This is a genomic window from Burkholderia sp. MSMB1826 (genome assembly GCF_001526325.1).
GTDB lineage: Bacteria > Pseudomonadota > Gammaproteobacteria > Burkholderiales > Burkholderiaceae > Burkholderia.
Genome location: NZ_LOYN01000056.1, coordinates 17,832 through 41,351 on the forward strand (window position 1 = coordinate 17,832; position 23,520 = coordinate 41,351).

The 23,520-nt window shown below is 64.5% G+C and carries 23 protein-coding genes; 11 read left to right on the plus strand and 12 right to left on the minus strand.

The genetic code is table 11. The annotated features are described in order from the left end of the window. Positions 1-23: 23 nt before the first annotated feature. Positions 24-980 (minus strand): LysR family transcriptional regulator, encoded by a 957-nt coding sequence (locus WS95_RS30110; RefSeq protein WP_059827661.1) that lies wholly within the window; start codon positions 978-980, stop codon positions 24-26. 159 nt (positions 981-1,139) lie between these two features. Between WS95_RS30110 and WS95_RS30115 the strand changes: the two genes are divergently transcribed. From WS95_RS30115 to WS95_RS30130, 4 genes are all read left to right on the plus strand, one after another. Then, positions 1,140-1,700, plus strand: coding sequence for a flavodoxin family protein (locus tag WS95_RS30115; RefSeq protein WP_059827663.1), 561 nt, complete (start codon positions 1,140-1,142; stop codon positions 1,698-1,700). Further along, positions 1,697-1,996 carry a hypothetical protein gene (locus WS95_RS30120; protein WP_059827664.1) on the plus strand — a complete coding sequence of 100 codons (300 nt, stop codon included), beginning with the start codon at positions 1,697-1,699 and terminating at the stop codon, positions 1,994-1,996. Before WS95_RS30115 ends, WS95_RS30120 begins: the two co-directional genes overlap by 4 nt. 134 nt (positions 1,997-2,130) lie before the next feature. Further along, positions 2,131-3,156: an aldo/keto reductase gene (locus WS95_RS30125; protein ID WP_059827666.1), complete on the plus strand. Its 1,026-nt coding sequence runs from the start codon at positions 2,131-2,133 to the stop codon at positions 3,154-3,156. Between the two features lie 207 nt (positions 3,157-3,363). Next, complete coding sequence (locus WS95_RS30130) at positions 3,364-3,696, plus strand: putative quinol monooxygenase (RefSeq protein WP_059827689.1); 333 nt, start codon at positions 3,364-3,366, stop codon at positions 3,694-3,696. A gap of 102 nt (positions 3,697-3,798) precedes the next feature. Here WS95_RS30130 and WS95_RS30135 read toward each other — a convergent pair whose 3' ends face one another. Next, positions 3,799-4,920 (minus strand): sensor histidine kinase, encoded by a 1,122-nt coding sequence (locus WS95_RS30135; protein WP_059827668.1) that lies wholly within the window; start codon positions 4,918-4,920, stop codon positions 3,799-3,801. Positions 4,921-5,333: 413 nt separating this feature from the next. Here WS95_RS30135 and WS95_RS30140 point away from each other — a divergent pair, with 413 nt between their 5' ends. After that, positions 5,334-6,449: an extracellular catalytic domain type 1 short-chain-length polyhydroxyalkanoate depolymerase gene (locus tag WS95_RS30140; RefSeq protein WP_059827691.1), complete on the plus strand. Its 1,116-nt coding sequence runs from the start codon at positions 5,334-5,336 to the stop codon at positions 6,447-6,449. Positions 6,450-6,491: 42 nt separating this feature from the next. On the opposite strand, the gene WS95_RS30145 is transcribed toward WS95_RS30140, so the two are convergent. The 6 genes from WS95_RS30145 to WS95_RS30170 form a co-directional block, all read right to left on the minus strand. Next, a complete protein-coding gene (locus tag WS95_RS30145) occupies positions 6,492-8,261 on the minus strand; it encodes a histidine kinase (protein ID WP_059827670.1) in 1,770 nt (589 codons plus the stop codon). A gap of 84 nt (positions 8,262-8,345) precedes the next feature. After that, a complete protein-coding gene (locus WS95_RS30150) occupies positions 8,346-9,758 on the minus strand; it encodes an HD domain-containing phosphohydrolase (RefSeq protein ID WP_059827672.1) in 1,413 nt (470 codons plus the stop codon). Positions 9,759-9,879: 121 nt separating this feature from the next. Beyond that, positions 9,880-10,329, minus strand: a complete 450-nt coding sequence (locus WS95_RS30155) for a GNAT family N-acetyltransferase (RefSeq protein WP_059827693.1) — start codon at positions 10,327-10,329, stop codon at positions 9,880-9,882. A gap of 395 nt (positions 10,330-10,724) precedes the next feature. Further along, positions 10,725-11,129, minus strand: coding sequence for a hypothetical protein (locus tag WS95_RS30160; RefSeq protein WP_059827674.1), 405 nt, complete (start codon positions 11,127-11,129; stop codon positions 10,725-10,727). A 170-nt stretch (positions 11,130-11,299) separates the two neighbouring features. Next, the gene (locus tag WS95_RS30165; protein ID WP_082725049.1) at positions 11,300-12,538 is read right to left on the minus strand and encodes a dicarboxylate/amino acid:cation symporter; all 1,239 of its coding nucleotides are present in this window, start codon (positions 12,536-12,538) and stop codon (positions 11,300-11,302) included. Then, positions 12,522-13,184 carry a GntR family transcriptional regulator gene (locus tag WS95_RS30170; RefSeq protein ID WP_034208996.1) on the minus strand — a complete coding sequence of 221 codons (663 nt, stop codon included), beginning with the start codon at positions 13,182-13,184 and terminating at the stop codon, positions 12,522-12,524. The genes WS95_RS30165 and WS95_RS30170 overlap by 17 nt, the downstream gene beginning before the upstream one ends. Positions 13,185-13,332: 148 nt before the next feature. On the opposite strand from WS95_RS30170, the gene WS95_RS30175 reads away from it, so the two are divergent. The 3 genes from WS95_RS30175 (at position 13,333) to WS95_RS30185 (ending at position 15,966) form a co-directional block, all read left to right on the plus strand. Further along, positions 13,333-13,797, plus strand: a complete 465-nt coding sequence (locus WS95_RS30175) for a GNAT family N-acetyltransferase (protein WP_034208995.1) — start codon at positions 13,333-13,335, stop codon at positions 13,795-13,797. A gap of 617 nt (positions 13,798-14,414) precedes the next feature. Next, entirely contained in the window at positions 14,415-14,699 is a 285-nt protein-coding gene (locus WS95_RS30180) for a hypothetical protein (protein WP_059827676.1), read from the plus strand. Positions 14,700-14,799: 100 nt separating this feature from the next. Further along, entirely contained in the window at positions 14,800-15,966 is a 1,167-nt protein-coding gene (locus WS95_RS30185) for a porin (RefSeq protein ID WP_059827695.1), read from the plus strand. 141 nt (positions 15,967-16,107) lie between these two features. Here the strand turns inward: WS95_RS30185 and gcvA are convergent, their stop codons facing one another. After that, positions 16,108-17,064, minus strand: a complete 957-nt coding sequence (gene gcvA / locus WS95_RS30190; protein ID WP_059780690.1) for a transcriptional regulator GcvA — start codon at positions 17,062-17,064, stop codon at positions 16,108-16,110. A gap of 36 nt (positions 17,065-17,100) precedes the next feature. Continuing rightward, positions 17,101-17,283, minus strand: a complete 183-nt coding sequence (locus WS95_RS35425) for a hypothetical protein (protein WP_162499612.1) — start codon at positions 17,281-17,283, stop codon at positions 17,101-17,103. On the opposite strand from WS95_RS35425, the gene WS95_RS30195 reads away from it, so the two are divergent. Both WS95_RS30195 and WS95_RS30200 read left to right on the plus strand, forming a co-directional pair. Then, positions 17,204-18,415 carry an MFS transporter gene (locus tag WS95_RS30195; protein WP_059827699.1) on the plus strand — a complete coding sequence of 404 codons (1,212 nt, stop codon included), beginning with the start codon at positions 17,204-17,206 and terminating at the stop codon, positions 18,413-18,415. The genes WS95_RS35425 and WS95_RS30195 overlap by 80 nt on opposite strands. A gap of 5 nt (positions 18,416-18,420) precedes the next feature. Next, positions 18,421-19,317, plus strand: coding sequence for an oxidoreductase (locus WS95_RS30200; RefSeq protein ID WP_059827697.1), 897 nt, complete (start codon positions 18,421-18,423; stop codon positions 19,315-19,317). A 126-nt stretch (positions 19,318-19,443) separates the two neighbouring features. Here WS95_RS30200 and WS95_RS30205 read toward each other — a convergent pair whose 3' ends face one another. Together WS95_RS30205 and WS95_RS30210 are read right to left on the minus strand one after the other, a co-directional pair. Further along, the gene (locus WS95_RS30205) at positions 19,444-20,616 is read right to left on the minus strand and encodes a chromate transporter (protein ID WP_059827678.1); all 1,173 of its coding nucleotides are present in this window, start codon (positions 20,614-20,616) and stop codon (positions 19,444-19,446) included. A gap of 19 nt (positions 20,617-20,635) precedes the next feature. After that, complete coding sequence (locus tag WS95_RS30210; RefSeq protein WP_059827701.1) at positions 20,636-21,598, minus strand: chromate resistance protein ChrB domain-containing protein; 963 nt, start codon at positions 21,596-21,598, stop codon at positions 20,636-20,638. A gap of 299 nt (positions 21,599-21,897) precedes the next feature. Between WS95_RS30210 and WS95_RS30215 the strand changes: the two genes are divergently transcribed. Beyond that, positions 21,898-22,632 carry an ABC transporter substrate-binding protein gene (locus WS95_RS30215; RefSeq protein ID WP_059827679.1) on the plus strand — a complete coding sequence of 245 codons (735 nt, stop codon included), beginning with the start codon at positions 21,898-21,900 and terminating at the stop codon, positions 22,630-22,632. The last annotated feature ends 888 nt before the right edge of the window (positions 22,633-23,520 follow it).

Below are 23,520 nucleotides of genomic sequence, written 5' to 3' on the forward strand. Positions count from 1 at the left end.
GTAATACTGGACGATGGCTACCGCTACGCGGCGTAGGCATCCAACGCATCCAGAGACACATGCAGTTTGCGATCAGCCGTGAGCGCCTTCAGCAGATGTTTCACGGTAACTTGCACGCGTGGCGCCACGAGTGCTCGGTGAGGGTACTGCATCACCATCTCGTAGGTTCCGGGATGGTGAAACTTATGCAAGACCACCTTCAACGAGTTGGAACGCAGCCACGCCCACGCAAGATGAACGCCGACCTCCGCAATTCCAACGCCGTCGCATGCGGCCTGGACTAGAGATTCCGGCGCGGAGAGCGTCAGCATTGCCTTGCTGGACGGGTCCAGCGTCGTGATGCTTTTGTCGTCGCCCTTGAAGCTCCACGGTGCGACCTGACCGCTCAGGAATCGACGTGCAATGAGTCGGTGCGCGTGCAACGCGTCGGGCGTTTGGGGCACTCCATGGTTCGCCAGATAGTCGGGAGACGCAACCAGCACCGTATTCAAGCGACAAATCGGGCGGGTCACGAGCGCGGAGTCCGGAATGTTGCCGCCTCTGACCGCAATATCGTAGCCGTCCCGGACAATATCGACGACCCGATCGTCAAAGTCGACCTCGACCGACAGGCCCGGATAACGCGCGAGCAACGCGGGCAGCGCCGGAAGGACGTGGTTTTGCCCGAACGCCGAGCTCGTCGAAATCCGCACGCGCCCGGCCGGCACCGCGCGCTGCGCCGACACGGTATCGATTGCGGCATCCAGCGTTTCGAGCGCAATGCGCGCGTGGCGCAGAAACGCCTCCCCTTCGTCGGTCAACTTCAGCGTGCGGGTCGTGCGATTCATCAGTCTCACGCCCAAGGCCTTTTCGAGGCCCGCCACGTTCTTGCTCACGGCGGCGGACGTGACGCCCAGTTGTCGTGCCGCCGCCGCGAAGCTTCCCGCGTCCACGGCCTGGACGAGCGAAATGATGGCGCGAACGCGCTGCGAAGAATCCACGTTTCCTCCATGACGGACATCGCGCTTCCGTATTGCCGCGCACGGGGATTCTAAACTTCCAGTTGATGGTGGTTCAACCCTGCCATAACTTCTCGTAACGAATGCCGCTGGCGACAATGTTGGCCATCGCCCCACCCCTCCGAAGCTTGCGAGACTTCAATGCTCATTACGATTATCTACGACAGTGGCTATGGCCACACCGCGAAGCAGGCACACGCCGTGGCAGAAGGCGTGCGTCGCGTGCCGGGTGCCGAAGCGCGGTTGATCGCCGTGGCAGACGGCGACATGCCTTGGGACGAACTCGCCGCGAGCGACGCGATCATCTTCGGTTCGCCTACCTACAACGGCACCGTCAGCGCCCGGCTCAAGCGGGTGATGGAGGATTCGACGCGCCCCGCGTGGATCCCCCAGTCGTGGCGAAACAAGATTGCCGCGGGCTTCACGAATTCGGGCGCGATGCATGGCGACAAGCTGAATTCCCTCGTCACGATGGCGTTGTTCGCCGCCCAGCACGGGATGATCTGGGTCGGACTGGATATCTTTCCGGGCAAATCGCCGCAGGAGAAGAATCGCGTCGGCGGCTGGCTCGGCGCGATGGCGCAATCGGACGACGCGTCCCCGGAAGTCACTCCCATCCAAAGCGATATCGATACGGCTGCCTATCTTGGCGAGCGCGTCGCGCAAGTGGCCAGCCAGTTCAAATCAGGAGCCGCACGATGAAATTGCTTTGCCTCGACGTCCCGCTGCCGGGCGCCAGCCCGCAAGCCTACCAACCGCACTTGCTCGACGAAGTGCGCCATGCGTGGCATCTGTATAAAAACGGCTTCGTGCGCGAAATCTCCTTCCGTCAGGATCGCCCGGGCGTTGCCATCATTGCCGAAAGCGATTCGGTCGATGCCGCGCGGCAGGCGCTCGCCGAGTTTCCGCTGGCCAAGGTCGGCCTGATCGACTGGGAGATCATTCCGCTCGGCCCGTTCGTCGGCTGGGAGTCGCTGTTCGCGTCGCGCGACGCCTGAGCGCGTCGGCTGCGTCCAGCCAGAAGCAGGTCCGTGGTTTTAGGCGAACGATCGCGCAACGGCGATCGTCGACCACGGACGTCGCGCAGGACGTCTGTCGGCGTCCGTATCGCCAGAGACTTTTGAAGGTGAATATGGAATATGTCAATCTGGGCCGAACGGGCCTGAAAGTATCGCGACTTTGCCTGGGATGCATGAGCTACGGGGAGCCCGCCCGGCTGCCGCAACCGTGGTCGCTGGATGAAGCGGCCTCCCGTCCGTTTTTTCGGCAGGCCCTCGAAGCGGGCATCAACTTCTTCGACACCGCCAATATCTATTCGGGCGGAAGCTCCGAAGAAATCACGGGCCGGGCGCTGAAAGACATGGCACGGCGCGAAGAGATCGTCGTCGCCACCAAGGCGTTCTTTCCGTGGCGCAACTCGCCCAATACCGGGTTTCTCTCGCGCAAGGCGCTGCTTCAGTCGATCGATGACAGCCTGAGCCGGCTCGGGATGGATTACGTCGACCTCTACCAGATCCACCGTTTCGACCACGGCACGCCCGTGGAGGAAACGATGGAAGCGCTGCACGACATCGTGAAGTCGGGCAAAGCCCGCTACATCGGCGCATCGTCGATGGAGGCATGGCGCTTCGCGAAGATGCAGCACGTCGCGGAACGCAACGGCTGGACCCGCTTCGTCTCCATGCAGCCGCAGTACAACCTTCTCTACCGGGAAGAGGAACGCGAAATGCTGCCCCTTTGCGCGGACCAAGGCGTCGGGGTCATTCCGTGGAGTCCGATGGCGCGCGGCAGGCTGACGCGCGACTGGAGCGAAACCACGCGCCGCACGCAGAACGATGCCTTTGCGCTGCAAATGTATCGAAACGCTGAGATCCAGGATCGGAAGGTGGTCGACGTCGTCGCGCGCATCGCCGAAGCACACGGCGTCCCGCGTGCGCACGTCGCACTGGCGTGGCTACTGACGAAGCCTGCGATCACCGCGCCGATCATCGGGGCAACGAAGCCCGAGCATCTCGCCACCGCGATCGGCGCGCTCGACTTCGCATTGACCTCGGACGAAATCGCCGCGCTCGAAGCACCGTATGTCCCGCATCCGGTGGACGGTATCATGCCGCCGCTGCCGGCGGACCCGCCGACGATTTCGCCGCCTCGGCACTGAAGGTCATGAGCGGTGAAACAACGGATGGCGGTAGCGTGCGCACTCGCGGCCGCCGTTGAACGTGCCGCTGCCGGCTGAACATCGAAACAGAACGAGATATGAAGAATCCATTCACCGTGCCGCCGCCATATCGTCTTCGCGCGCGTGGCGGCGTGTGCGGTGCTGGCGTTGGGGCAGCAACGTAACGTCCATGCTCAGGAGCCGACGATGTTGGTCCGCATCTCCGAAATCGAGGTATTCAGTCAGCACCTCGAAGAATATCGGCGCATTCTGAACGAGGAGGCTCGTACTTCGGTGCGCGTCGAGCCGGGAGTATTGTGCATTTTCCCGATGGCTCGGAAGGACAGCCCGACGCACATCAGAATCCTGGAAGTTTATGCCGACCGCGATGCCTACGATACGCATATCGACTCGCCGCATTTCCTGAAGTACAAGCGTTCCACGCTGGCGATGGTGAAGTCGCTGCAACTTGTGGACATGGCAGCGATGGATGCGGACGCCATGCCGCTGATCTTCGGGAAAATGACCGATCGGCCTTGACGCGCGCCGGCCGGATCGAAAGCAAGGATTGCCGTGAAAGAGGTCGAGCGCCACATGGTCGGGGCTTTGCTGGGCACGGCCCTGTTCCGCGACTGCCCCGCCTCACGCGCCTCTTGGCAGCCGCACCGCGAATACGGTTTCCGTCTGATCGGACCGCGCGTCGATCCGGCCGCGATGCGCCTTGGCAATTTCGTTGGCGATGAACAAGCCGAGTCCGAGGCCGGCATCGTCACCGGTTCTATCCGAACCATCCGCTCCGCGCTGGAGCGGATCGAAGATGCGGTCCAGCGTGAGCCGATCGATGGCCGGGCCGTTATTGCCGACCTCGATGAGCACTTCCGCGCCGCTCGCCTCGGCCATCACCCGCACCGGTGTCCCGGCCGCGCCGTACTTGACGGCATTGCTCACCAGATTACTCAACAGTTGCTGCATTCGCTGATCGTCCCATTCACCTCGAAGATCGCCGCTCATATCGAGCGTAATTTCGCGATCGGGATGACCTGCCCGCAATTCGTCCACCACATTGACGAGCACGTGCGCGAGATCGATCTTGCGGGGAACGACGTTGATGCCCAGTCCGAGCTGGGTTCGATTGAAATCGCAGAGATCGTCGAGAAGGCCGTGCATGCGGGCACCGCTTCTGATCAGCCGCGCGGCTGCTTCCGATACCTCCTCGCCCGCATTGAGCGCGGCGAGATACGACGCCGTGACCAGGATCGTCTGCAGCGGCGTGCGCATGTCGTGGCCCAGCATGCCGAGGAGCAAGTTGCGAGCCTGCTCGACCTCTTCGGTAAAAAAGGCGACGGATTCCGCCAGCGCTTGATCGATCGCCTCGTTGAAGCGAATCACGTCGTCCAGATGGGGCACGCCCGGCCGACACTCGTCGATCCACAGGCGCAGCACGCTGGCGCGCAGCGCCCGATACTCGGCTGCCAGCTGGTTGATGTTGAAGCCCCGCCGGGCACGCAGGGTGGCATGAGTCTCGGCGGCCGTCTCTCCGGCATTCACCGGCTCGGGCGCGTGCCCCAGCGATTTTAGGCGTTGCGCTTCTCTCGTTTGGGGTGTCGCGATGTCCCTCGCGACGGCGGTCAGAATCTCACGCGCGTGATCGCGTAGCCCGATCGAGTTCATGTTCCTCGCGGCCGGTAACAGGGTGGCGGCGAACGCTTCCCACTGCACCAGGATCGGTTCCATGTTCCGTACGATGAAATCAGCAAGCCGCATGGCGCTCCTCACAACGGAATGAACGATGGGCACTTCGGTCGAACCGCACGATATTACGTGAATATCGGTGTCAGCCGGCGATTCGATCGCCGTGGTCGTTTTCGGCGGCGTGGGCGAAGCGCGTCGAGCGGCCGCTTCGATCGACCGCGCGCCCGCCTGCCGCTGTCGAGCGCCGATATCCGGCGCCTTTGGACGATATGCTACTGAATGGGGATCGCGACAGGGCCGAAGCGACCTTCGATTCGCACACACGTCACGCCGGGCAGCTAGCATGGCCGACGATCGGTGCGACGCCGTTCGATTGCCGCGGCACCGGCAGTACGAACCTTGCGCCGCGCTCGCTCTACCTTCATCCCGACGCCGGATTCGGCCATATTTTCCTGCCACGGCCGGCCGCCGGCACGAAACTGCATATGCCCAGGAAAAAATCCAGCCTCTGGTTGCGGCCTCTCGACCTGTTTGCCATCGCGACCGGCGCGCGCCCGAAGAAGCCGGTCGGCAGGTCGCGGCCGGCCGTCAAGAAGGCGACCAAAAAGGCCACCCCGCGGACCGCCAAGCCCGCCGCCACCGTCCGTACCGCCGGACGGACCGGCTCCACGCACGGCGCGCGCCCCCCGTCGGCCAAGCCGCCCGGCACCTGGCTCCGCTCGTTTCATTCCGCCGGCCCGAGCGCCGGCCGGCTCGTGAACCATCTTGCGTACGCGCTGTATCTCCCCGTCGCCCCTTCGGCAACGGCGGGCATGCCGGCTATCGTGATGCTGCACGGCTGCAAGCAGACTGCCGAATCGTTCGCCGCGGGCACGCGTATGTGCCGTCTCGCGGAGCGGTCCGGGTTCGCCGTGCTGTTTCCCGAGCAGGCCAAGACGGCCCATGCGCATCGCTGCTGGCACTGGCATGGCGACGCGACCCAGTCCGAAGCCGCGGCCGTCGCATCGCTGGTCGACGCCATCGTGCGGCGCCACGGCTTCGATCGCGACCGGATCTACGTGGCCGGCATGTCCGCAGGCGCCGGACTCGCCGCGGCGCTGGCGATACGGTATCCCGACCGCTTCGCGGCGGTCGGCCTGCACTCGGGCCCGGCCCTCGCGCCGCCGTCGTCGACGATGGCCGCGATGAGCCTGATGCGTCGCGGCATCCGCGACGATCCGATCCAAGTGCTCGACGCGTGCGCCGACGTCGCGTCCTATCCCGGCATGCCGGCGCTCGTCGTGCACGGCGCGCTCGACACGGTCGTGACCGACCGCAATGCGACGCAGCTCGGCATCGCGTTCGCGCGACTCAACCGGCTCGTCGACGAACACGGCGCGATCCGCGTCGGCGAGCAACGCCGCTACGCGCAGGACGAGGCGGACTACATCGATTATCTGAAGCGTGGACGGCTGGTCGTCAGGGTGTGTGTCGTTCGCGGGCTGCGGCATGCATGGAGCGGCGGAGATCCGGACGAGCCGTTCCATTCCGCCACGGGGCCGGACGCGACCGCGATGTTCTGGCATTTCTTTCGCCGTCAGCGCCGCAAGCGATCGGCGTGACACACGGCGCCCGCGACCGCTCGCCGTCATGGCGTCGTGTCGTCACGCCCGTTGCGCCAGCGCGACCGCGTTCGTGCGGTCGGCCGCACGTCGAACCGGCAACCGTATCCGGAACGTCGTGCCGCGCCCCGGCTCGCTGGTCACGTCGATGGTGCCGCGATGACGCTCGACGATGCCGTGCGATACCGACAGTCCGAGCCCCGTGCCCTGCCCGACCGGCTTCGTGGTGAAGAACGGATCGAAGATCCGCCGCGCGACGTCGAGCGTCATGCCGGCGCCGGTATCGCTGATCGCGATCGACACGTGATCGCCGTCGCTCGACGTGCGGATCGTGATCACGCCGCGCTCCGGAATCGCCTGCGCCGCGTTGACCAGCAGGTTCATGAAAACCTGATTCAGCTGCGACGGCAGGCATTCGACGTGCGGGACATCGCCGTAATCGCGCACGATATCGGCCTTGTACTTGAGTTCGTTGTGGACGACGTTGAGCGTGCTCTCGAGGCCCGCATGGAGATCGACCACGCTCCATTCGTCGCTGGCCGGGCGCGAGAAATCGCGCAGGTCCTGCACGATGCGCCGCACGCGTAGCGCGCCGTCGATCGATTCGTCGATCAACATCGCGATCTCGTCCCGGACATAGTCGAGATCCGCCGCGCGGCGCACGGCCGTCAACGCGTCGCGGGTGGCGGAGTCGAGCTGCGGCAGCACGGCTTCATGTGCGGTGATCACGTCGAGCAGGCTGCGCACCCACGTCTTCAACGTATTGAGGTTCGCGCTGACGAAGCCGATCGGATTGTTGATCTCGTGCGCGACGCCGGCCGCGAGCTGGCCGATCGACGCGAGCTTTTCAGACTGCAGCAACTGGTCGTGCGTTTCCTCGAGCGCCTGCAGCAAACGCCGCTGTTCGTCCTTCTCCTGTTCGAGCAGCGCGTGCGCGGCCTTGCGTTCGTCGATCTCGGCCGCCATGTTCTCGCGCGTGCGTTGCAGCATCCGTGTCGTTTGCTCATAGCTATGCAGCGCGCGTTCGAGTTCGCTCGTTCTCACCCGCACGAGCCGTTCGAGCGTGTCGGTCATCCCGCGCAGGAAAGTTGTACGCGCATCGAAACGGCACACCAGCAGCGTGACGACCAACGTCGCCATCGTAAACAGCGCGACCGTCGTTGCGAGCCACGGCGCGTCGACCCCGTTCGCGGCGCCGCACCGCGCATCCGGCGCGAAATGCGCGGCCGCCATCGCCGTGTAATGCATGCCGGTAATCGCGATGCCCATGACGACGGCCGCGCCGATGCGTTGCGCGGTCGCATGGCGCGCCTGCTGCATGCGCAGCGCCTGCGCGATCCACAGTGCGGCCGTCGACGCGATCACCGCGATGCCGATCGACGCGGCGAACAGCGCGGCATCGTAGCGAATGCCGGGCTGCATGTGCATCGCGGCCATCCCCGTGTAATGCATGCCCGCGATCCCGCCGCCCATCAGCGCGCCGCCCGCGCACAGCCGCCACCAGGCGAGCCGTGCGCGCGTGACGACGTTCAGCGCGAAATACGATACGAGCACCGCGATCGCCAGCGATGCGCCGGTTTCCTGCCATGCATAGCCGAGCGGCACCGGCAACGAAAACGCGAGCATGCCGACGAAATGCATCGACCAGATTCCGGTGCCCATCGCCGCCGCGCCGCCGCCCAGCCATGCGCGCTTGAGCTTCGGATCGTCGAGCAGCGAGATGAACGCGGCGAGGTCGAGCGTCGTATAGGACGCAAGCGTCGCGATCGCGAGCGACAGCAGGACGAGCGGAACGTTGTAGATGCCATGCATGATCGGACGCCCCGAACGGGTTGAATGCATCGCCGCGGCGCGGGCGGTCGCGCGCCCCGCGGCGATCGGGCCGGCGTTTCGACGTCAGGCCGGCGGCGCGCCTGCGTGGGGTGCGTGCGGCTGCCCGGCCGGACGGGCCAGCACGAGAATGTCGAACGGCGTGCCCTCGCGCGTCTCGAAGCGGCGCACGAGCTCGATCTGGTGCGCGGACATCACGCTGCCTTTCGTCATCAACAACACGCCGCGATGCGTGCGCAGATCGTCGGCGAGCTGCATCCCCTCGCGCAGTTGAGCCGACCGGATTTCCGCGACGGACGCCGCGATGCCGAGACTCGCCGGATCCCGCATCAACTCGACGAAGCGCGCGACCAGTTGCGGGTCGTAGCGCACGCTCGCCTGCGAGCGCAACACGTCGATCGCCTGTTCGATCGAATGCGGCGCACCGATTTCGCCGTTGCGCAGCCCTTCGAAATCGCGCGCGATCGCGACGATCCGCGACCCGACCGGGATCGCGTCGCCGACCAGGCCGTCCGGTGTGCCGCGGCCGTTGAAGCGCTCGTACTGGTGCAACACGATCGACGCGACCTTGTGCAGCTGCGCGACCGGCGTGAGCACCATCTGCGCACGCAACGGATGCTCCTGAAACATGCGGTGCTCGTCCGTCGTCATCCGCGCGAGCGGCTTGTGCAGCAATTCGTCCGGCAGCGACAGCTTGCCGATGCCGTGCAGCAGCCCGGCGAAATAGACGTCCTGCGCATGCAGCTCGCTCATCCCGGCCGCCAGCGCGAGCCGTCGCGCGATTTCGCCGACCCGCATCGCATGCCCGCTCGCGGCCCCGCAGCGCAGCTCGATCATGCTCGCGCACACCTGGACCATCGCCGTGAAACTGCTTTTCAGGTCGCTTTGCGCCGCCTCGAGAAACATCACCGTCTGGCCAAGCTCTTCGGTGCGCGCGCGCACCTGCGTTTCGAGGTCCGTATTGAAACGGCGCAGCGCTTCGTTCTGCGCCTCCGTCAGCGCCGCCAGCCGGGCCGCTTCGCGACGCAGACGGCGCTGCTCCAGCGCCTGCTCGATGGTCAACAGCAGGTCGTGATCGTCCCACGGCTTGTTCAGGTAGCGATACACGCCGCCTTCGTTGACGGCCTGCATGACCGACGCGATCTCCGCGTAGCCGGTCAGCAAAATGCGCATCGTGTCCGGGTACAGCCCCCGCGCGCGCGCCAGGAATTCCGCGCCGCTCATGTGCGGCATCCGCATGTCGGACACGATCAGGTCGATGTCGGTCGACGCCAGGATCTCGAGCGCGGCCTCGCCGCTGTCGGCGGTCACGATGTCGTAGCCGGTGGGCCGAAACACACGCCTGAGCGCCGACAGCACGTTCGGTTCGTCGTCGACCAGCAGGATCGACGGGGCACGGTCTGCGTCGCCGGATGCCGCCGCGCTGTCGGACGTTTCTAACGGCACGGCATTCGCGTCGTTTGTTGCAGATGTCGTCATAATCGGCCTCGGATCAATTATTTACGCTCTCTCTGCAACATCGGCCGGCTCCGCATTTTCCGCATTGGTGGAAACGCTAATGCGCGCGTGTCGAGTTCAACCGGCCTGCATCGCACGCACGCTATGTCGTCGACGCACCGGGTTCGCGCCGGTAGTAGATGTCCCACTCCGCTTCGTCGGTTCGCACGAAGCCGTGCCGTTCGTAGAAGCGGTTCGAGTCGCTGCCGCGCAATGCGCCGACGCGAACGGGCATCCGGTGTGCGTCGGCTTCGGCAAGAAGCTCGCGCAGCACGGCGGCGCCGATGCCTCTCCCCTGATGCGCGGGCACGATGTACAGGTGGTCGAGCAACCAGTGATCCGCCATCGGGCGGAGCGTGTAGAAGCCCGCACGCGAATGGTCGACTTCGATGAAACGGCAGAGCGCCGGATCGAACGACGCGAGAAACCGGTCGCGCGCACGCTGCGGATCGAAACGGCCGATGCGTTCGAGGCTGTCGCGCATCGCGGCGATGCGGATCGCGACGAGGGTTTCGGCGTCGGCGTGCGCGACGGGGACGAAGGTCGGGGTCATGGTAATCAGGTTGGCGAAATGCACGGGAATGCGAGCGCTCGGCTTGGCGGTGCGGCGCCACCCGGGCATCGAGGATGATGCGCTCTCCTTCGGGCGGCTCGATGCGTCGCGCTCGCGTGCCGACTCGCGGCGTCCTCGCTCGAAGGAGATCTCAGCGCCGCGCGCCCTCCTGATCGGAGGGCGCGCAGCAAGTGAACCGATTCAATCGGCTCAATGAATAAAAAGCGCTGACCGATGAACTGGCCAGCAAATCGGTCCTGGCGATCCGAGGTTGAGTGTGCCAGGACCACATGCATTAGACGACGTACGCGTGCAGACAGACGGACATGTCGAACGATCGGTCACGCCGATCGTGGCTTTCCGGCTCGAGCCCGCGCACAAACTGTGATCGCAGTTCAGGCCGGGCTAACCGAAGCGATCATGTCTGCATCGACGTCCGTCAACCTGAACGCATCGACTGCCTTCGGCACGTCCCATGTTGCGATCATCGCGTCGGTCGGCAGATAGTCGGGATCGGCCGACGCGACCCCGGCCCACACGCCCTGAGACACCCGTCTGCCATGGAGATAAAAGTGCAGCTCCCGGCCGGCGCGCTCGCAGGTACACTTGATTCTCTCCACCGATCGGCCCAATCCTCGAATCCGTGCGACCTGGTTGCGATCCAGCTCGAACGTGGCGCTCATCACCCCATCGCAATCGACAATGCCGATCATGTTGCTGTCATCGGTGAATGTCCACGACGGATGCGGCGTGCCTAAACGCAGCATGAAAAAATCTGCGGATTCCGAACCAACCATCATGTTTCTCCTGCAATGATACGTTGCTCTACCCACTACCACTTGATCCATACGCTCGTTCATCCAACCCGGTCCGCGCCGCCCCCGGATGCCCGAGCGGCCGCACGCCGGCGCCTCGCACCGGGCGCGCGCAACGCCGAGACGCGTGCGGGCGCCCGGCGGTTTCGACGCACCTACGCGCTTGCCTGACGCGTCACGGTCTCCGCGGCCATACTGTCCGAACCGGAAAGCCTCACCGCAACGGCCGCTGCCGCCGTGCTTCCGTAGACGTTGAGGGCGGTTCTCCCCATGTCGAAAAAGGCGTCGACGCCCAACAGCAGCAGCACCGCATCGGCCGGCAAGCCGATCGACGTGAGGACGATGGTGATGGCCACGATCGCCCCGGAGGGCACATTGGCCGCTCCGTCGATGGTGACGATCGTCAGGATCAGAATCGTGATCACCAGCGGCCAGGACCAGGCAAGGTGATAGGCGTCGGCCAGGTAGCCGACCGCGAGGGCCGTATAGAGCACCGCGCCGTCGCGATTGAAAATATAGGCCAGAGGCAAGATCGTGGACGCCACGCCGTAAGGCACGCCCAGTTCGACCAGCTTCTTCAGGTGCAGCGGATAGGTAATTTCGGACGAACGCGTCGTGAAACCGAGGATCAGCGGCTCCCTCACCTTCCTGAGCACGGCAAGCGGCGACTGACCGGCGACGCGAATGACGATGGTGAGTACCACCGCCAGCACCGCCATGCCGAGATAGGCCACGCCCAGCAGCTCGACGAGCGAATGCGCGCCCGCGAAGCCCTTGGCCGACAACAACTGCGCGATCGCGGCGAAGATCGCGAGCGGCGACCATGCGATCACCCACTGGATCATCTTGAACAAGCCCGACAGCAGCGCCTCGAAAACGGCGATCGCGGGCTCGGCACGCTCCGGGGCAGCCGACAATGCCGCGCCGAAAATGACGCCGAACACGAGCACCGGGAGAGAATTCCCTGCGGAAAGCGCGGCGACGATGTTGGCGGGGATCAAATCGACGAGAAATTTCGTCCAGTCGATGCTGGACGCGAGCGCCGCGGGCATCGATCCGGAGTGCGTCATGCTCGCCCCGAGACCCGGTCGAAACACGAAGTTGAGCAGCAGCCCGAACGATGCGGCCAAGCCCGTCATGCAGACGAAGAAGCCGATGCTGAACAGTGCGACCTTGCCAAGCCGCTCGCGAAGCCTGCCCGCACGAAAGACCCCGACCGTGACCGACAGGAAGATCAACGGCATGACGACCATCTTGATCGCGTGGCCGAACATCGTGCTCAGAAATCCCAGCTTCGCGGCAAAGCCCGGCGCAAACACGCCGCAGGCGGCGCCCAGCACGAGGCCGCCAAGCATTTGCATCGGAAGAGAAAGCCCTTTATTTTTCGTGTTCATGCCGCGCCTTTAGCAGTTTTATCCGTGCCGGCGTACCGTCAACGATGTGATTCCACATATGCTGACGCGCAAGCTCGCCGTCGTTCGCTTCGATTGCTTGAAAGATGTGCAAGTGCTCGATCGTGCCGCGCCGGACGGTTTCGGCGTCGCCACGCGGGAGTTCGTTCAGGGCCAAGGTCTGAGCCCGCAATAGACCATACGCCGATGAGATTCGCGCGTTCCGTGCGGCAGCAAACAACTCTTGATGAAACACCCAACCGATACGCTGTTCGAGCATGATGTCCGAAACGTCCTGGTCGACCAGTTTCCGCATTTTTTCCGCCGCCTCGCGAAGACCTGCCGTGACACCCGATCTCGCGGCAAGAAACGCTGCGGTACTCTCCAGGGCCAGCCGCATTTCAAAAATTTCGCGCAGATCGCTGGTCGTCGGCGACGCGACATAAGTGCCGCTCTTTTCGATCACGACGACCAGCCCTTCGGATTCGAGCAAATGCAATGCGCTGCGCACCGGCATTTGGCCGAAACCCAGTTCGTCCGACAGGCCTCGGTGGGATACTTTCTGCCCAGGCGCAAGACGACCGTCGAAGATCCTCGATCGAATCTCGTCGTAGGCCAGTTCTGCATCTGTCGAGACTTTCGACGTCATCTGTGATCGCAGTTAGCGTATGATTCAAAAAAGAAACTGATAGGAAATTACCCTTACTGGGCGTGCCCGGCAACTGCTAATTTTGCGAGTGGGTATGCCGAAAGAGAATTGGAAGAAAATCTGCGTCACGAAGAGAGCCGATAATTATATGACTTCACAAGATGTGCGCTTTACCATCTGTGCCGTCCGTGCAGAAGAAACCTATCCCCTGAGGGCCGCAGTCTTGATGGCCGGAGATGAAGAGGGCAGCGCGCTGGACGGAGACCACGCCCCAACGACCCTGCATTTTGCCGTTCGTGACAACGACAATATCGTTGCCGTGGCATCGGTGTGTAAAGAAGCGCAATCCGGCGTTTCGAACGCTGACGCGTGGCGCCTTCGCGGCATGGCCGTCCATCCGTCGGTACGCGGCCTGGGATTCGGACGCCTGCTGGTCAATCTGTCCATTCGCCATGTTCGCGAACAGCGCGGCACCCTGCTCTGGTGTACCGCGCGCGAATCGGCATACCCGTTCTACGAAATGCTCGGCTTTGAACGCGATCCGATACCGATTTCAATGCATGGCCGCGACGACATGAAATTCTATCTAATGCAACGCCAAATCGCGGGCTGATTTCGTCTGCGATCGAAGTTCGATCGCCGCCACCGGCGGTCGATACCGGGCGCTGACTGCCGGCCCGGAAATACCGGTTCGCCCAGCGTTCTCATTAGCCCGTTCGCCCGCGCGAAGATCGAGTTCGCGTGCGACGACGGCTGTCGCCACGCTCACCTCCTTCAGCGCACCGCCGCACGGTAGCGTCATTCGCTCGTTTCGCGAGTTTCTGGCCCATACGGACAGGTACTCGACGATCGCCTTTTCCGCTTCGATTATTGCAATCCGGGAGAAAATGGAACGGTTACCAAGGACTAACCTTGGCGACCGATTTTCGGCGGCGGCTATCCGCTGGTCGATCGATCGAATTTGACTGGTATTGCGCAGTCGCCACCACGCACTGCCGACCGGTACTTTCCTTTCCGAGATCGTTGCTCTTCGTAGCGGTTCTTGCAGCCCGCTATCGCCCCCTCACCCGCATTCGCTTGCCGTCGCCGACATCATCAGCGTGATGGCGCGCACCTCGATAACACTTCGTTCTCGGCCGACCCTTATAAGGGAAACTCCGTAAGGCGCCAGGTCATCAAACGAGATTAACTTATATCAAACAAATTTTGACGTGAATTTATGTTCCTGATATGGTTTTTCCACTTGCAAAGCGCGACCACGCCTTATTGACGCTCGGCGAAACGATTGGCGCACGTCGCCAGTGGCTGAGCCGGACGCTCGGTCCGTCCGCAAGGATCGCCGATATTTCCAGCTCGTCTTTCGTCGCAGGTGGAGCAACCTCCGGTTTCGCCGCCGCCGGCCTGGCGCGCAAGTATGGCGCGGGCATGGCGTTCGACGGTCGAGCAGTTCGGCGGTTCTCCACGCATATTTTTAAGGATCACGAAATGATCGAACTCGATATGCCGCTTTGGTGAACATGACGCCAGCCGTCACGACCGAGACGACGCGCAAGCCGTGAATACGACAAAAGCCGTTTCAATCCATCCCGAAACCACCCCTGACCGTGAAATGCAGATGAAAAACAAGAAAATCAACATCAGCGTCATCGCCGTTGCCGCCTTCGCAGCATCTTCGGCAGCCATGGCCCAGTCGTCGATCACGCTGTATGGCATGCTCGATGCCGGTATCGGCTATACGTCGAACATCAATGGCCACAGCCGGTTCGGCCTCGACGGCGGCGCCTCGGGTTCGAACAAGTGGGGCCTCAGGGGGCAAGAAGACCTTGGGGGCGGCCTCCAGGCGGTATTCAAGATCGAGAATGGTTTCAACATCGCGACAGGCGGCATAGGCGGCCAAGGGCCCATCGGTTCCACGCGTTCGCTGTTCAACCGCCAGGCCTACGTGGGTCTCGCGTCCGATCAGTATGGCGCGCTGCGCATGGGGCGCCAGCTCGATGCCGTGACGGAAATGGTTCAGGTCCTGACGGGCGACGCCATTTCCGCGTCGACGTTCTCGACGCCGGGCGACGTCGACAACAACGACAACACGACGAACCAGAACAATGCGGTGAAGTACATTTCGCCGATCATCCACGGCTTCCAGGCCGAAGGTGCGTACTCGTTCGGCGGCGTTGCCGGTTCAATGGGCTCGGGTCAATCGTGGTCGGCGGCCGCGACCTACGCTCAAGGTGGCCTGACGGTCGCCGGCGGCTACTTTCACGCGGCCAACCAGGGCGAGAACGGATGGTTGAACGCAACCGCTCAACCGAGTTTCGGCGGCGCGCTCGGCTATCCGAGTTCGGGCTACAACGGCGGCAATGCGTTCAAGAGCGCAGGCATCGCGCAAATCGCCGCCCAATACCAGGTCGGTCCGTACACGGCGGGCTTGCGCTACTCGAACGCTCAGTACCAGGGCAACGACGGCCAGCCGTCGATCCACTTCAACGTGCTGGGTGCGCTCCTGCAGTACCGGGTCACGCCGGCGCTGTCGCTGGCGACGGGTTACACGTATGTATACGGTTCCGCGGCCACGCCCAAGCAAGCTGCCGAAGGTCGCACGATGGCCTCGATCAACCAGGTGTCACTGGGTGCGACGTACTCGCTGTCGAAGAGCACCGCGCTGTACGCGATGGGCGCCTACGTCCATGCCAAGGGCGCGCAGGCTTCGGCTGCCGACTTTGGCAACACCTCGTCGGGCGGCAACCAGGTTCAGGTCAACATCGGCATGTTCCACGGCTTCTGATCGCCGATCCGCCAGTCCGGGGTAGTGACCGCACTACTCCGGCGAAGCACGCTGCCGTTGGTAAAACCGTCGCCGGTTTTTCAATCTCGTCATCAGGAATCCAAAGAAACCCCTGGACTGCGTTCGCTCGCGGGCGCAGCATCACCGCCCGCTCTGATCCGCGAGCCTGGCCCCCTCCTGATTCGCCATGCCTTCCATCCATGCGTCGAACGCGGACACGGCCGCATCGTCGGCGCGATCGGCGTTCGTCACCAGCATGTAGTCGTCGGCGCGCCATACAGGCGATGCGATAGGACACACGAGGCGCCCCTCGGCAAGATCGCGCGCGATCAGCGGCAGCGACGCCAGCGCCACGCCGAGCCCTTCGACGGCCGCGCCAAGCTGAAGATTCACGTGATCGAATTCGACATGGCGCGCGGCTCGCAGATCGGAAGCCCCCGCTTCCTTCAACCAGTGCGACCAGGCGGAGCGCGTCGTGGCCGAATGCAGCAGCGTGTGATGGCGCAGGTCGGTCGCACTCTGGATGGGATGCTGGCGCAACAACGCGGGATTGCAGGCCGGTACGCGCAGGTCGGGCATCAACGGGCGCGACACGACGCCCGCGCCTTGCTCCGGCCCGGAGCGAACGCCGATATCGAAGGCGTCCGCGACATAGCGCAGCTTGCGCGAGGTCGTCGACACCCTGACGTCGATGTCGGGATACCGCGAATGGAAATCGGCGAGCCGCGGCAACAGCCAGCAAAGCGCAAAGCTCATCGGCACATTCACCCGCACGACGCCCGATATCCGGTGCGCGAACGGGTTGTGGCGCAACCGCACCACCGCGGTGCCCAGGCGCTCGAACGCGTGGCTGACGTCGTTCAGCAACGCGGCCCCTTCGTCGGTCAGCACGACGCCACGCGGGCGACGATCGAACAACGGCAGGCCGAACCAGTCCTCCAGCAACCTGATCTGTTTTCCGACGGCCCAATGGGTCACGTGCAGCTCCGCTGCGGCACCCGCGAAGCTGCCGTGCCGCGCAACCGCGTCGAAAGCGCGCAGCGCATTGAGCGGGGGCAACTCGTCCCGGTGCTTCGCGGCGCCTCGGTTTTCGTTCATGACGTGACTTTTTCTCTCTGTTGACGGGATTTTAGCTCAATTGAAACGGCTGGCATCCCGGTCATAGAATTTACCCGTCGCGCCTGAAAACCAGACCACGAGCGGCCTTTCATCCACCGCTCGTCCGGAGAGAATGACGATGCGCTTGCCGGTTTTTTCCCCTCCCGTCGTGCGGGAGACGTCACCATCGCGGCCGCGCGTGCTGTGGCTATCCTGCATTGCCCATGCCATGCATGACGGCTATACCGACATGATTTACGCGTTGCTACCCGTGTGGCAGTCGGAATTCGGGCTCGACTTTGCGGCGCTGGCTATCCTGCGCGGCGTCTATGCCGGCACGATGGCGACGCTGCAGTTGTCCGCCGGGCGTCTCGCACAACGTCTGGGCAGCCGCGCGACGCTCGCAGTCGGTACGCTGCTCGCCGCGCTCGGCTATGCGATCGCGGGCCTGTCGGGCGGCCTGCTCGGCCTCGGCGTCGCACTGGCGATTTCGGGCGGCGGCTCCAGCACGCAGCATCCGATCGCATCGGGCGCCGTCTCCCGTATCTACGGGCGCAACGCGAGAGGCCCACTGAGCATCTACAACTTTTCCGGCGATCTGGGGAAATCGGCACTGCCGGCCGTCATTTCGCTGCTCGTCACGATGATGTCGTGGCGTCGCGCGCTCTGGATCGTCGCCGGACTGGGCTGCGTCGTGGCCGCCGTCATCGCGCTCTGGTTTCCCGCCGTGCCGCGCGGCGCCGCAACGGCGCAGGCAAAAGAGCCCGCGTCCGCTCGACGCGGCGGCACGGGGAGAAGCGGATTCGCCGCGCTGTTTTCCATCGGCGTGCTCGATACGGCCGTACGCATGGGACTGCTTACCTTTCTGCCTTTTCTGCTCCAGGCAAAGGGCGTCTCGCCTCACCTGCTGGGAACGGCCCTTGCACTCGTTTTCATCGGGGGTGCGGCCGGCAAATTCATGTGCGGCTGGCTCGGTGCGCGCATGGGTATGGTGAGGACGGTGCTGCTCACGGAGGGCGGTACGGCTGTGTGCATCGTCGCGACGATGTATCTTCCGTTGACGCTGACCATGGTGCTGCTGCCGATCCTGGGCATGATGCTCAACGGCACGTCGTCGGTGCTGTACGGAACCGTCCCCGAAATGTCTGCGCCCGAGCGCACCGAGCGCGCATTCGCGATTTTCTATACTGGGACGATCGCGTCGGGCGCGATATCTCCGGTTCTCTACGGTTTCCTGGGCGACAGGATCGGTGTGCACGGCGCCACGTATGCGACCGCGTTGACCGCGCTGGCGATTTTTCCGCTCGCCCTTGCACTGCGCCCCTATCTGGCAGATCACTCGACAGGATGAACACCATGACGAAGTCTGACTACCCGAGCGTCGCCCTCGTCGGTCCCGGTGCAATCGGCACGACCGTCGCCGCGGCCCTTCATGAAGCCGGCCGCACGCCGGTGATCTGCGGCCGCTCGGCGCACGCGCACCTGACGTTGCGCTTCGACGGCGGCGAGATCGTCGTGCCCGGGCCCGTACTGACCGATCCGCAAGCGGTCGAGAAAAGGGTCGACGTCGTGTTCGTCGCGGTCAAGTCGACGCAGGTGGCGAGCGCGGCGCCCTGGCTCGCCGCGCTATGCGATGCGCATACCGTCGTCTGCGCGCTGCAGAACGGCGTCGAGCAAAAAACCGCGCTCGCACCGCATGCGGCCGGCGCCGAGGTCGTGCCGTCGGTCGTCTGGTTTCCGGCACAGCGCGAACCGGATGCGTCGGTGTGGCTGCGGGGCAAGCCTCGACTCACCCTGCCCGATACGCCGGCGAGCGACGTGGTGGTTTCGGCTTTGCGCGGCACGCGATGCTCGCCCGAGGTCGCGGCGGATTTCATCTCGCTCGCGTGGCGAAAGCTTTTGCAGAACGCAGTGGCGGGACTCATGGTGTTGACCGGTCGCCGCGCCGGCATGTTCTCGCGAAGCGACATCACCGAACTGTCGCTCGCGTACTTGCGGGAATGTCTCGAGGTCGCGCGGGCGGAGGGCGCGAAGCTGGGCGATGACGTGCCGCAGGAGATCGTCGACGGCTTCCATGGTTTTCCGCCCGATTTGGGTACGTCGATTCTCGCCGACCGGCAGGGCAACCGCCCGCTCGAATGGGACTGCCGAAATGGCGTCGTGCAGCGATACGGACGAACTCATGGCATTCCGACGCCGATCAGCGATCTGGTCGTGCCGCTGCTCGCGGCCGCCAGCGACGGGCCGGGCTGACAGCGAAGAACGCTCTATCCGGCCCGACCGGCGCGATTTCGATAAAACGGGCGATGAGCCAGGGACGAGCGACCCCGTCGATGTTCGAACGCCGTCGCGTGGTCCATCGCATGGCGACCTTCACGGTCAGTGATGCAACAGCGGGTACGCGATCAGGCCGATCACGGCGGCCCCGCCGATGACTACCGGCTCCGGCAGCTTCTTGAACCTGATCAGCAGCACGATCGTCGCGAGCGCCATCAAGGCGGTCGGCACATCGACGATCGAACGTCGGGCCAGCACGATCACCGACCCCGTGATCGCGCCGACGGCCGCGGCGGTTACGCCGTCGACGAAGGCCAGAATCGCCGGCAGCCGGCCGTACTTCTTGAAGTACGGAGCGGGCAACACCGTGAACAGATAGCACGGCAGGAACGTGCCGGCTGCCGCCACGCACGCGCCGGGCAACCCCGCCACCAGATAGCCGATGAAGCCGACCGTGATGACGACCGGGCCCGGTGTGATCATCGCGACCGCCACGGCGTCGACGAACTGCTTCTCGTCGAGCCAATGATGCTCGGTGACCACGCCGCCATAGAGGAACGGCACGATCGCGAGCCCCGAGCCGAACACGAAGGCACCGGCCTTCGCGAAGAAGACGGCGAGTTGCGCGAGCTGCGGCCAATCGACGATACCAAGCCACGCGCCGGTGGCGGAGAGGGGTAACGCCACGACCGCATCGACGCGTGGCCGGCGTAACCAACTCGGCGGCGAGCGCGCGAACCAGACAAGCAGGCCCGCCGCGAGAAACAGCCACGCGGCTTCCGATTCGGTGATCGCCGTGACGGCAACCAGCGCGAGATAGATCGCCCACAGCAGCTTGTCGCGACCGATGCTTTTTGCGGTCAGCTTGCGCGCGCTGATCGCGATGATGCCGATCACCGCCGCGCCGACGCCGTAGAACACCGACTGCATCCACGTCAGCCCGCCAAATCGCGTGTATGCGTAGCCGAGCAGCACCACCATCAGAAACGACGGCAGCACGAACGCGATCCCGACCACCGTGGCGCCGACGATACGGTAGTGCACGTATCCGAGATAGATCGCCAGTTGCGCGGCAAGCGGGCCCGGGGCGAGTTGCGCGAGCGCCAGGCCTTCCTTGTAGTCCGCGTCCGCGATCCATTGGCGCTTGTCGACGAGATCCCGATGCATGTAGCCGGCGAGCGCGACGGGCCCGCCGAAGCCCGTCGCGCCGAGCCACGCGAAGTACAGGATCAGTTGCCACAACGTATAGGCCGGGCGGTCGCGATGTGTATCCATGTTGGGGCAGGCAGCGAGGTCAGGGTTTTCGATTGGCACGGAAATGTACGTACAACGAATCGAGTACGGCGCCGATTTCGATCAGCAACGCATCGTCGTCGGCAAGACGCTTCCGGGCACCCGCGAGAATCGCTTCGAATCCGCTGGCCTCTGGCACGGCGGCGCCGCCCACATCCAGCGCATGCACCATGGCCCCCAAGCGGACGAGTCCGTCGTCGTCGCCGAGCCCGAAGCTCTCGACCAGTACCTCGAACGACACACGATTGCCCGCATGCGTGAACGGGGCGCCGTCGAAATCGAATCCGAGCGCATCGGCCGGACAATCGGCGACGTTTTCCAGCCAAGCGAAGCGCGCATGCGGATCGATGAAACGCCGAATCAGCCACGCGCTGGCGACGCGATCCACCCACAGGTGACGGCGCGTCGCCCACAGCCTGCCCTGATACTGCGCGGGGTCGCGACGCGGGATGCCGCGCTGAGCGGCATGCGGCTCGCCGGGAGAGCGCAACGCTTCGACCGCGGCGGTGAAATCCCGCCAATGCGCATGCGCACGCAGCGAGGTTTCGCCGGGAAAGAAATCGACGCTTCGAATGGCCTCGTACGTGCGAGCGTGGCGGCGCTGCAGGCGATTGAGATCGGCTACCGCCAGATCGGGCAGCGTCTTGCGAGCCTCAGAAAGCTCGGCGAGCCAGTCTGCGTAATCCCCCGCGCGATCGAACGGCGACTTGTACGCGCTTTCGTCCGCCGGATCGTCCGCACGGACATCCAGCAGCCACGCGTGCCCTTCGCCGTTACGCGCGTCGTCGGCCAGGTCACGCAACTGCGCCGCCTGCCCGGCATGCGCCGGCAACAGGTATGCACCGTCCCGCAGCGCGCCGCAACCGAGCGCCTTGACGGTACGCCAGATGCGCATGCGGGCCGTCGCGCCGGAGGTCGGCAGACTGACGATCAACAGGAGCCAGGAAGTCGGGGCGGCATTCATGACGGCAGCATAATTGGCCGTCACGAACACTGCAATTCGGTAGATGTCGCTACGAAGTTTCGGCTGCGGGCAGCGCCACTCGCCCCGTGGTGAACGCGGGGCGCCAGTCGCGTAATCTGCAGCTGATATCTGCCGCCTGCATCAATCGATACGGGTGCGTGTCACGCGGCCGGCCCGACGTTTCGACGCACGCAAGCCCGCGACACGCGCCACCCGGCGTCCGGGTGATAAGCTCGACATCGGCGCGCTGTCGCGCAGCCCGTCACCCTATCGACCCTACGCCTCCCGCGAGTCCGCTCATGCCCATCGCTCCTGCTGTCGCCGCCGCCTTCACCCCCACCGGCAAGCTCCGCGCATCGATCAACCTCGGCAACCCGATTCTCGCGAACCGCGACCCGGCAACGGGCGAACCGTTCGGCGTATCGATCGACCTCGCCCGTGCATTCGCCGAGCGCCTGTCGGCCGACCTGGAACTTGTGGTGTTCGACGGCGCCGCCAAATCGGTGCAGGCGCTGACCGACGAGCGCGCCGATTTCGGCTTCTTCGCGGTCGATCCGCTGCGCGGCGAAACCGTCGCGTTCACCGCGCCGTACGTGCTGATCGAAGGCTTCTATCTCGTGCCGAGCGCGTCGCCGATCCGCACCAACGCGGACGTCGATCAACCGCACAACCGCGTGGCCGTCGGCAAGGGCAGCGCGTACGACCTGTTCCTCACTCGCGAACTGAAAGCGGCACAGATCGTGCGCGCCCCGACGTCGCAAGCCGTCGTGTCGACGTTCGTCGAGCAGCAACTGGAAGTGGCGGCCGGCGTGAAGCAACAGCTCGAGGCCGACGCCGCGAAAACGCCCGGCCTGCGCCTGCTCGACGAGCGCTTCATGGTGATCCGGCAGGCGATGGGTGTGCCGAAGAGTCGCGGCGACGCGGCCGCCGCGGCACTGGCCGCGTTCGTCGAGGAGATGAAGGCGTCGGGCTTCGTCGCGGATTCGTTGCGCCGGCACGGCATCACGGGCGCGTCGGTCGCGCCGGCCGCCTGATCGGAAACTGCGGGCTCCGCGGCATGCGCCCCCGACCCGACGACAACGCGGGCGTACACCATCGCCCGATACGCGAACAGCGTCGAGTCACGCACCCGGCGAATCGTCGTCTCGTTGACCGGCCGGCAGCGTTCGTCGACCAGGCCGTCGTACCGACTAATTGATCGACGCGGCGCGCCGTCGCGCGTCGACGATTGGCCCGAACAAACGGATCGGTTCACTTCCATCGATCACAAGCCTGCGATCGTCGAGCGCCTTGCCGCAGCGACGATTAAACGTCTGTCGTCGCATGACAAACCCTTACCCTTGTGCGAAAATCCGCCGACATTTGAGGCCGCTCGTTGTCACAACGGCAGCGGACCCTATCACCGAATCGGAAAAATTTGCTCGCCACATTGTCGGTGAGCGCATCCGGATTCGCTACGTGAAACGCGCCGCGCCCCGCGGCCGACCCAAGCACAATCGAAACACCTGCAGCCTGACGAGGGCATGGCAACCATGAGCACCCCGATGCTGAGAGCCCGGCAGAACGCCCTTAAACATGCACGACGATTGCCTCAATTAGTCCCTCCGCGCGCACCGTGCTCCGGCATGGTTCGACATCGGATCCCGAACGCGAAGGCTCGCCGCAAATGGCCGTGACTGCATAACGCGGTCGCCGCACGCGCTTGCTGCAGCAGTGCGTGCGTCGGGTGCCGCGGTTCGATGTTTTCTGCCGGGGTCACAGCACGCGTGACGCCCCCCGTTCCTCGGCCGTGCCGGAGCGTTGTGTCGGTCCGCCTGGCGGCGGCACGCGCGCCCCAGGTTCCGTCCGCGCTTCGCCCGTGCGCCGCGCGGCCGCGCTGACGACGAAGTGAAGACGTGTGCGGTATCGCTCACGTGCTGATG